General features: G+C 70.6%; 7 protein-coding genes. 4 read left to right on the top strand and 3 right to left on the bottom strand.

The annotated features are described in order from the left end of the window. Positions 1 to 6 precede the first annotated feature (6 nt). Complete coding sequence (locus ON27_RS22900; RefSeq protein WP_043731582.1) at positions 7 to 1,638, top strand: DNA-3-methyladenine glycosylase 2 family protein; 1,632 nt, start codon at positions 7 to 9, stop codon at positions 1,636 to 1,638. Further along, positions 1,635 to 2,177 carry a methylated-DNA--[protein]-cysteine S-methyltransferase gene (locus ON27_RS22905; RefSeq protein WP_051046911.1) on the top strand — a complete coding sequence of 181 codons (543 nt, stop codon included), beginning with the start codon at positions 1,635 to 1,637 and terminating at the stop codon, positions 2,175 to 2,177. Before ON27_RS22900 ends, ON27_RS22905 begins: the two co-directional genes overlap by 4 nt. 197 nt (positions 2,178 to 2,374) lie before the next feature. On the opposite strand, the gene ON27_RS40030 is transcribed toward ON27_RS22905, so the two are convergent. The 3 genes from ON27_RS40030 to ON27_RS22920 all read right to left on the bottom strand — a co-directional run bounded on the left by ON27_RS40030 (position 2,375) and on the right by ON27_RS22920 (position 7,436). Beyond that, entirely contained in the window at positions 2,375 to 2,797 is a 423-nt protein-coding gene (locus ON27_RS40030; RefSeq protein WP_051046912.1) for a hypothetical protein, read from the bottom strand. A 192-nt stretch (positions 2,798 to 2,989) separates the two neighbouring features. Next, positions 2,990 to 6,226 carry an AAA family ATPase gene (locus ON27_RS22915; RefSeq protein ID WP_043731574.1) on the bottom strand — a complete coding sequence of 1,079 codons (3,237 nt, stop codon included), beginning with the start codon at positions 6,224 to 6,226 and terminating at the stop codon, positions 2,990 to 2,992. Positions 6,227 to 6,260: 34 nt separating this feature from the next. Beyond that, the gene (locus tag ON27_RS22920; protein WP_043731576.1) at positions 6,261 to 7,436 is read right to left on the bottom strand and encodes an exonuclease SbcCD subunit D; all 1,176 of its coding nucleotides are present in this window, start codon (positions 7,434 to 7,436) and stop codon (positions 6,261 to 6,263) included. Positions 7,437 to 7,801: 365 nt separating this feature from the next. Here ON27_RS22920 and ON27_RS22925 point away from each other — a divergent pair, with 365 nt between their 5' ends. Beyond that, positions 7,802 to 8,947, top strand: coding sequence for a DNA recombination protein RmuC (locus tag ON27_RS22925; RefSeq protein WP_043731578.1), 1,146 nt, complete (start codon positions 7,802 to 7,804; stop codon positions 8,945 to 8,947). Positions 8,948 to 9,006: 59 nt separating this feature from the next. Beyond that, positions 9,007 to 9,298: DUF6542 domain-containing protein (locus tag ON27_RS22930; RefSeq protein WP_373282777.1), on the top strand; the 292-nt coding region annotated here is incomplete at its 3' end.

Consider the following 9,298-nt stretch of genomic DNA (forward strand, 5'->3'; position numbering starts at 1 on the left):
GCCATTGTGGTGTGCGTGACGATCACGGCATTGGATTTCGAACGTTGCTACCGGGCGGTGTCGACCCGGGACTCGCGATTCGACGGGCAATTCTTCACCGCGGTGCGAACCACCGGAATCTATTGCCGCCCTTCGTGTCCGGCGATCACGCCGAAACGGGCCAACGTGTCGTTCCTGCCGACCGCCGCCGCGGCGCAGCAGGCGGGCTACCGCGCCTGCCGCCGCTGCCTGCCGGACGCGGCCCCCGGCTCGCCGCTGTGGAACACGAGGGCGGACCTGGCCGCCCGCGCGATGCGGCTGATCGGCGACGGCGTGGTCGAGCGGGCCGGAGTACCCGGGCTGGCCGCCACGCTCGGCTATTCCCAGCGCCAGCTCACCCGGGTGCTGACCACCGAGCTCGGCGCGGGGCCGCTGGCGCTGGCCAGAGCGCACCGGGCGCACACCGCGCGGCTGCTGATCCAGACCACCGCGATGCCGATGTCCGATATCGCGTTCGCGGCGGGCTTCGCCTCCATCCGCCAGTTCAACGACACGGTGCGCGAGGTGTTCGCGGTCAGCCCCACCACCATGCGACTCGAGGCACAGCGCGCGAAGACCGGCTCCCCCGCCCGCCCGGCGCCCGCGGGCAGCGGCTCGCTCACACTGCGGCTGCCCTACCGGGAGCCGCTGGATCGGGCTTGGCTGGAGTGGTTCCTATCCGCGCACGCCGTGCCGGGCATGGAGCTGTGGGAGAACCGCACCTACACCAGGAACCTGCGCACGCCACACGGGCACGCCGCCGCGCGGCTGAGTTTCCAGCGCGATCACGTGCGGGCGGAGTTGTCGTTGCACGACATGCGCGATCTCGCGCCGACGGTGACGCGACTGCGGCACCTGCTGGATCTGGACGCCGATCCGGTCGGGATCGACGAAGCGCTGGGTGTGGGAGCCGCGGCGCGCGGAGGTTCACCGGAAAGAATGCCCCACCGCGACGCCGCGGACCTACCCGACGCGGAGGCGGTCCCCGCGCCCGAGAGCGAGGCGCTGACCGACGTGCACGCGCTCGACGCGGGGCAGCCGTCGTTCACGCCGGGCATTCGCGTGCCCGGGTGCCTGGACGGCGAGGAACTGCTGCTGCGCACCATGATCGGGCAGCAGATCTCGGTCTCCGCCGCCGCCACGCACACCGCCCGGCTGGTCGAGGCGCTCGGCGAACGGGTGGACGGGCCGCTCCCGCTGCTGTTCCCGACGCCGGAGGTGATCGCGGAACGGGGCGCCGAGGTCTTGACCGGTCCGGCGCGACGGATCCGTTCCATCATCGCGGCCGCCGAGGCGCTCGCCTCCGGTGAGCTGCCGCTGCACCAAGGCCGCACCGCCGCCGACCTGCGCCGTGACTTGCTCGCGTTGGACGGCGTCGGACCGTGGACGGCCGACTACGTGACCATGCGCCTGCTCGCCGACCCGGACGTCATGCTCGGCACCGACCTGGTCGTCCGCCGCGGCGCGACCCTCCTGGGCATCGATCCGACGGACACCGCGCGCTGGGCGCCGTGGCGATCGTACCTGTCGATGCACCTGTGGAAAGCGGCGCTGACCAGCCGCACCACGCCTTCCGAAGTCCCCGCGCTCGCCACCACGAAAGGCAGTGTCGAATCATGAACTCCCCCATCGCCGTCCAACCCGAGGTCGGCGGCACTCGGACCGCCACAGCGGAGTTCGCCGTCACGGCGACGCCGCTCGGACCGTTCACCACGCTCGTGGATTCCGACGGCGCGGTCCTGGCTTCCGGCTGGACTTCCGACGCGGAGAACCTGCGCGGCCTGATCCACCCCGTCCTCCGCCCTGCCGGATTACGGCAGCGAGACGCCCTGGGCGAGGTGACCAGCGCCGTCGCGGCCTACCACCAAGGCGATCTCACGGCGATCGACGCGATCCCCGTTCGCCAACAGTCCGGGGAGTTCCTGCTCCACGCGTGGGAGGTGCTTCGCACCGTCCCAGCGGGCAGCCCGCTCACTTACACCGAATTCGCCGCCCGCTCCGGCCGCCCCGACGCCACCCGTGCCGCGGCCAATGCGTGCGCCCGCAACGCCGCCGCCCTCTTCGTCCCCTGCCACCGAATCCTTCGCATCGGTGGTGCACTCGGTGGCTTCCGCTGGGGGTTGCCGATCAAGCGTTGGCTCCTCGACCACGAGGGGTGAGCGGGCGGCGACCGCCTAAGGTATGACCACGTGCGACGCCCACAGCACTTGGCGCTTTCTTGGGCAGGCTTGCCGAGTGGATCGGGCCCGAATTTGCCCAGCCGGTGTTCGCTCGACAACCTCTGCGCCATTTACCGATTTCAGCGCCGTGGAGTTGTCTCGCTGTCAACGCGGCCCAGCCGACAGACCGCGCGGAGTTACTTGTACAGCGACTTGAGGGCGTCTTTCATAGCCTCTTCGGTGTCTCGCACATTGTCATCGTCCCAACTGTTCGAGGTCGAGCCGAACCGGGCATCAGTGGCAACCTTGTCGAGATGGAGCGCGGCCATTTCGAAGCCGAACAACCTCAGCTTGCCTGCCTCCGCGGACAACCGGCGGTACCGTTCGATCCGTAACGGCTCACTGTCTACGGATGTGACGGGCAAGAACGGACCGGCTGACAACTGCTTCGCCTCATGCAACGTCGCCGCCGCAGAGAGGAGAACTTCACTCGCAGCTTTTCTATGCTCTGCTTTGCGCGCTTCTCGTAGGTTGGCGAGAACGCCCCGATATGCGATGGCAGCGGCAGTTACCGCGAACACGCCAGTGAGAACCGTTGCCCAGGGCTGCGTTAAGGTCATCCCGCCACTGTAGATCGACCGACGTCTCGTAATTTGCTGCGAGACCGACAATTAACTATTCTCCTGCGCTCATACCCTGCATCGTTCGGCCGCCGACCTCACGCGGCTTACGTAACACCCACGCCGCGCGCGACGGACGGGCGGTATCGGGCCGAAAACAGGCGGGCGGAGACGAATACCCACGCGAAGCGCTCAGGCGATGGTCGCCTGGAGGTGGGAGCCGTTGCGGCCACGCACGACGTGCAGGCGCGTGGGGATGCGCTGACGCATCTCGTCCACGTGGCTGACCACGCCGACCACGCGGCCGCCGGTGCGGAGTTCATCGAGAACGCCCATCACGGCATCCAGGGTGTCGGCGTCCAGCCCGCCGAATCCCTCGTCAATGAACAAGGTGTCGAGCACGAGACCACCGGATTCGGCGGCGACGGTGTCGGCCAGTCCGAGTGCCAACGAAAGGGACGCCATGAAGGTCTCGCCGCCGGACAGCGTCTTAGCCGGGCGGATGGCTCCGGTGTACTCGTCACGGACGTCCAAGCCGAGCCCGCCTCGGCGGCCGCGCGGACCGGCTTTGTCGGAGTGGACGAATTCGTAACGCCCGCCGGACATCCTGCGCAATCGCAGCGAACCGGCCTGGGCGACCTCTTCCAAGCGGGCGGCCAGGACGTAGGAGTGCAGGGACATGCGGCGGTTGTTCGCGCCGCGTCCGGCCACCACGTCGGCGAGGCCGTTCAGTTCCTCGAACGCCTTTTGCGCCGGCGCGATCCGGTCCACGGCGGCCCAGAGCTGACCGCCGAGATCCTCGAGCTGGCTCGCCCGCCTGCTCGCCTCGGCGTGCGCGGACACCGCGGCGTTGAGTTCGGTCTGCGCGGCCGTCACGAGCGCATCCGATTCAGCCAGGTCACCTGGCTCCTGCTCCGACGCCGCCCGGATCTCCGGTTCCGCCAGAACTGCTTCCGCCGCGGCACGGGCGCGATCGGCCGCCACGAGTTCCGCTTCGATCTCCCCTTGCCGCTGCGGATCACGCGCCGCGGCGGCGACGACTTTCGCGCACGCGGTCAGGAGTGCGATGTCATCCCGGGCGGTGGCACGGCCGTCGGCGTCGCGGTGCACCGGTTCAGCCGTATCAGTGCCGGATCCGACGACCGCTCCGCCGGATTGATCGGGCACCGCCGACACAGCACCGGTCACTGGGCGCACCGCCCCACCCGACCCCTCGAGCACGGCCGATGCGGCGCCGGTGGACACTGACTCGGCGGGCAACCCAGCGCCGATTCCCGATTCCGGTATGAAACCCGCCGCACGGGCGAGGGTTTCGACCCGATCCGCGTTCAGCGACACCTGCTCTCGCGCCGCCGCGGCTTCCGCGCGAGCATCACGCAGGGCGGCGGCCTCGGCGACCAGGGCGACGAGCCGGGCCCGGCGCCGGTCGATGGTCTGGTCGGCGCCCGCCGCGGTACGCAGCCGTGCGGTGAGTTCGGTGCGGCGCGTCTCCGCGGAGACGATGGTGGCGGCGACCGCGCTGCGGCGCGCTTCGCAGGCACGCAGGTCCTCGTGCAGCCGTGCCTCGCCGTCACGCAAACGGGTCAGCTCGGCTTGCACGTCCTCGGCGGTGGCGGCCAGTTCGGCGGTGTCCTCGTAGCGTTCGGTCGCGGTGCGCAGCGCTGCGGCCAGTTGGACACGGTCGGTGTCGCCGCCGCGGGCGATGAGCGCCTCGATCTCTCGTTCGAGCCCGGTGATGCGGGCCAGCGCGCGGTCTCGGGTGTCCTCCGCCGCGCGCTCGGCCGCGACGGCGGTCTCCTCTTCGTCCTTGGACACCGCGGTGTCGGTGGGCTCGGCCGGCGCCGGATGCTCCGCGGAACCACAGACCGCGCAGGGACTTCCGTCGACCAGCTCAGCCGCCAGTTCGGCGGCCATGCCGGACAGCCTGCGCTCGCGCAGATCCAGCACGCGTTCTTTGGCGTCCAGGTGCGCCGAGCGGGCCGCGTCGAACTCGATGCGCGCGTGGTCGAGGGCGGTGCGGCGGGCAGCCAGTTCGACCGCGGCCGTCGCGGCGGCCTGCAACCGCTCGGTCTCGGCGGTGATTCCGGGTAACGCCGCGACCGCTTCGGCGGCTTCGCGCAGCCTGGACTCCGCCGCGGTGCGGGCGGCGGGCAATTCGTCGCGCTGTACGGCGAGCTCGGTAACGCGCCGGGCGAGCGTCGCGTCCTCGGCGCGCAGCGCGGTGAGTTCACCGTCGAGCCGGGTGGCGGTAGCGGCGTCGGCCAGCACTTCGTCCAGCGCGCCGATCTGCCCGCTCCAGCGCCGGATCGCCGCGTCGATGTCGGCGTCGTCACGCACCCGCGCGCCCTCGGGATCGACCAGTTCGGCGCTGCCGAGTTCCATGCTCGCCGGTTCCAGCAGCCGAGCGGCCAGCCGCTGTGCCGCGCTGCCCTCCTCGCCCTCGCGCTGTCGCTGGGTGCGCACCGCCGAACGCGCTTCGCCGATGGCGGCGGCGACCGGCTCGGCCCGGCGCGCTTGCTCCAGTTCGGCCTGTCGTGCGGCGCGAAGCTCGGCGGCCGCGGCGTAGTCGTCCAGCTGGGCGCGCGCCGTAGCCATGCGGCGGTGCAGCTCGTGTAGCCGCCGCTGCCGTTCGGCCTGTTCGCGGGCGCGGGTCGACGCGCGTTGACAGCGTTCGAGTTCCGCGGTGGCGGTGGCCAGATCGGCACGGGCGGTGGACAGCAGGTCCTGCGACCATCCGACGCACTCCGCCGGAGCGGCCGAATCCGCCACTCCGGCCGCCATGCCCACCTGCGTGATCAATCGCTTGATGCCGTCGCTACGAGCGTCCAGCTCCGCTTGGGCGGCGCGGCGACGCTCGGCGAGCCAATGCTCTGCGGTGCCGAAACGACCTGTGTCGAAGAGTTTTTCGAGCAGTTTCTCCCGCTCTTCGTTGTCCGCCCGCAAGAAGCGGGCGAAATCGCCTTGCGGTAGCAGCACCACCTGGAAGAACTGGTCGGCGCTCATGCCGAGCAGGCGCAGCACCTCCTCGCCGATATCGGGGATCCGGGAAAGGTTCTCCCCCTTGCCGTCCAACCAGGTCAGCGTCGCCTTGGGATTGATGGTGCGCAGGCCGGTGCCGTCTCGCTTGAGACGCTGGAACTCGGGGCTGCGGGTGAGGCGCAGCCGCCGTCCCCCGAGTGTCGCCTCCAGCGTCACCTGCGGCGGCGTGTGCTCGGGTGCGTGATCGGAGTGCAGCCGCTTGCTCTCCCCGCGCGCGCCGGGGACTCGACCGTAGAGCGCGAACGCGATGGCGTCCAGCACCGTGGTCTTGCCCGCTCCGGTCTGGCCGTGCAGCAGGAACAGCCCGTCGGCGCCGAGCGCGTCGAAGTCGACGACCGTGGGTTCGGCGAACGGACCGAACGCGATCATCTCGAGCTTGTGCAGTCTCATGCCGCCGCGCCTGTGCCCGGTCTCGGCAGTGCGCTCATGCGGTGAGTTCCTCGGCGGCGCTCACCGCGGTCATCTGCTCGGGCTCCGCGACGGCGGCGGCGAGCGCGCGCTCGAGCCAGGTCATCTCGCTCGCGCTGGGCACGCCGCGGACGTCGGTGAGGAAGCTGCGGGCTACTTCGATGTCGCGGCGACCGTGCACCCGCTCACGGTAGCGCAGTTCCGGGTCGCCCTCGGGCCGCACCCATTCGACGTGCACCGCGTAGGGGAATCGTTCGCGCAGTTTGCGCATCGCGTCCACCGGGCGGGCCACGTCGGTGAGCACGGCGGACACGTAGTGCTGTTCGGCCGCGGTGTGCTCGGCGCCGCTGAGCAGCTCGTCCAGGGTGCCGGTGAGCTTGCTCAGCCCACGAACGACCGGCAGGTCCCGGCGGCGCACCGCGCTCAGACCCGAGGCATCCAGCTCGACGATCCAGACCGCTTTGCGATGCGCGTTCTCGCCGAACGAGTAGGGCAGCGGCGAGCCGGAGTAGCGCACCGGCTCGGCCAGCGTCTGCGGTGAGTGCAGATGGCCGAGCGCGACGTAATCGATGCCGTCGAAGGCGGACAGCGGCACCGTCTCCACGCCGCCGACCGAGATCGAGCGCTCCGATCCGGTGGCCTCCCCGCCGACGACGAAAGCGTGAGCGAGAACCACCGTCCGCGCACCCGGCCGCCGTGCGATGTCGGCGCGCACGCGGGCCATGGCCGCGTCCAGGATCTCGGCATGCGAGCGAGCCTGCGGCACTTCGAGTTCGGCGCGGGTGATCTCCGGCTCCAAGTACGGGATGCCGTAGAACGCCACCGGCCCGTGCTCGTCCTCGAGCAGGACCGGGCGATCGGCCTCGGCGACGGTGGTGCGCAGATGCAGCCCGCCCGCCGCCGCGAAACTCGCGCCCGCGCCCAACCGGGCGGGCGAGTCGTGGTTGCCCGAGGTGGCCACGATCTGTGCCCCCGCGGCACGGATGGCTTCGAATCCTCGATTGCACACCGCGATCGCGTCGGCGCTCGGAATCGACCGGTCGTACACGTCGCCGGGCAGCACCACCACTTCGACCGACTCCTCGGCCACCAGTTCCGCGATCGCGGTCAGTGAACGAGCCTGGTCGGCAAGCAGATCGACCCCGTGGAACGTGCGCCCGATGTGCCAGTCCGAGGTGTGCAGCATCCGCATGCCGCGAAACCGTAGGGCAACCCACCGACAGACTCCAATCGCCCCGCCGACCACGGCGTATCCGCCCAGGCCGAGCACGGCGTATCCGCCCAAGCCGAGCACGGCGTATCCGCCCAGGCGGAGCGCGGCGTGTCCGCCGCAACCAGCAGACGTGTCCGCGACGGCAGGGCGGGTTTCGCCGACACTCCGAATCGCCGCACATCGCTTGGCCTCCCGTTTCGCACGATGCCGGCCGTCCTGGATGCCAGGCTTTCCATTGGGGTGTGCGCTCACCGGAGACGCGCTGGCAGCGCCGATCGCCGACGCGGTGCCGAAGATTTGCCCGGTGCTCGTCCTTGTCGGTGACGTACGGCACTATCGGCGCCATGACCGCACCGATGTTCGCCGCACTACTGCTGGTGTTCGCCGCCGGGCTCGGCCTCGGCTGGCTGGGTCATGCGGCGCGCGCCGGTCACCGCGCCACGGCGGCGGAGGCGCGGCTCGCGGTGGCCGCGGACAACGAGCGATTGCTACGCGAGTCGCTCAGCGCGGCCAACGAGGATGCCGCGCGCAGGCATTCGCACGCCGTCGGGGCGATGGTGGAGCCGCTGCGCGCGGCGGTCGGCGCGCTGAACGAACACATCCAGCAGGTCGAGCGGCAGCGGATCACCGCGTATTCGAGTCTGCGCGAACAGGTCGCGAGCATGCAGCGCACATCCCATCAGCTCACCGGGCAGACCGGTCAGCTGGTCGCGGCGCTGCGCGCTCCCCAAGTACGGGGGCGCTGGGGCGAGATCCAACTGGAGCGGGTGGTCGAACTCGCCGGGATGACCAGGCACTGCGACTTCCAGACGCAGGTGCACCGGACCGGTCGCGGCGAGGACAGCAGGACGGTGCGGCCGGACCTGGTGGTGCGGCTGGCGGGTGACCGGCGCATCGTGGTGGACGCGAAGGTGCCGTTCGCCGCCTACCTGGACGCCTGCGGCGCCGACGACCCCGACGTGCGGGCCGAGCTGCTCACCAGGCACGCCAAACATCTGCGCGCGCACGTCGACCAGTTGTCGGACAAGGCGTACTGGGCCGCCTTCGATCCGGCGCCGGAGTTCGTGGTGCTGTTCGTGCCCGGCGATCCGTTCCTGGACGCCGCTCTGACCACCGACTCGGAGCTGCTGGAGTACGCGTTCGGCCGCGACGTGATCCTGGCTACGCCGACCACCCTGATCGCGTTGCTGCGCACCATCGCCTTCGGCTGGCGGCAGGAGGCGCTGTCCAGGGATATGGCGACGGTGCAGCGTCTCGGGCGTGAGCTGTATCACCGGCTCGGCACGACCGGCAAGCATCTGGACCGGCTCGGGACGCAACTCGGCAAAGCCGTGGAGGCGTTCAACTACACCGTGTCCTCCGTGGAGTCGCGGGTGATGGTCACCGCGCGGAAACTGCACGACCTGGAGATGGCCGAGCAGGACGTGCCCGCGATCGGGCTGGTGGACACTCGGCCCCGCGCCGTCGGCTTCGCCGACGCGGGTGAGTGACCAGCCCCTGTGGCCGTGCCGCCACGCCGCCGAGCGCGGCGGCAACTAATGTGCATATCGTGGCTGCTTCCGAACGCGTGCGATCCCGGGTGCCCGCGCCGCAACGCTCGATCCTGCCGTCGGTGCCGGGAATCCCGGTCGGCGCGGCGATCCTGATCGCGGTTGCGTGCACGTTCCTGGGGTTTCTGATCGATGCCAGCGGCGGTGGCGGCGAACTGACCGGCACGTTCGCCGCGCTGTACGTCCTCGGGTGCGTGGCGGCCGTCTCCGCGGTGCGCTATCGCGGCTTGTTCAGCACGATGGTGCTGCCGCCCCTGCTGCTCTTCGTCGCCGTGCCGCTGGCCTATCAGC

Origin of the sequence: Nocardia asiatica NBRC 100129 (assembly GCF_000308415.1) — a bacterium.
Taxonomy (GTDB): Bacteria; Actinomycetota; Actinomycetes; order Mycobacteriales; family Mycobacteriaceae; genus Nocardia; species Nocardia asiatica.

Excerpts from the sequence above, each read along its gene's own strand:
- ON27_RS40030 (WP_051046912.1), bottom strand. The coding sequence starts at position 2,797 with ATGACCTTAACGCAGCCCTGGGCAACGGTTCTCACTGGCGTGTTCGCG.
- ON27_RS22920 (WP_043731576.1), bottom strand. The coding sequence starts at position 7,436 with ATGCGGATGCTGCACACCTCGGACTGGCACATCGGGCGCACGTTCCAC.
- ON27_RS22905 (WP_051046911.1), top strand. The coding sequence starts at position 1,635 with ATGAACTCCCCCATCGCCGTCCAACCCGAGGTCGGCGGCACTCGGACC.
- ON27_RS22925 (WP_043731578.1), top strand. The coding sequence starts at position 7,802 with ATGACCGCACCGATGTTCGCCGCACTACTGCTGGTGTTCGCCGCCGGG.
- ON27_RS22915 (WP_043731574.1), bottom strand. The coding sequence starts at position 6,226 with ATGAGACTGCACAAGCTCGAGATGATCGCGTTCGGTCCGTTCGCCGAA.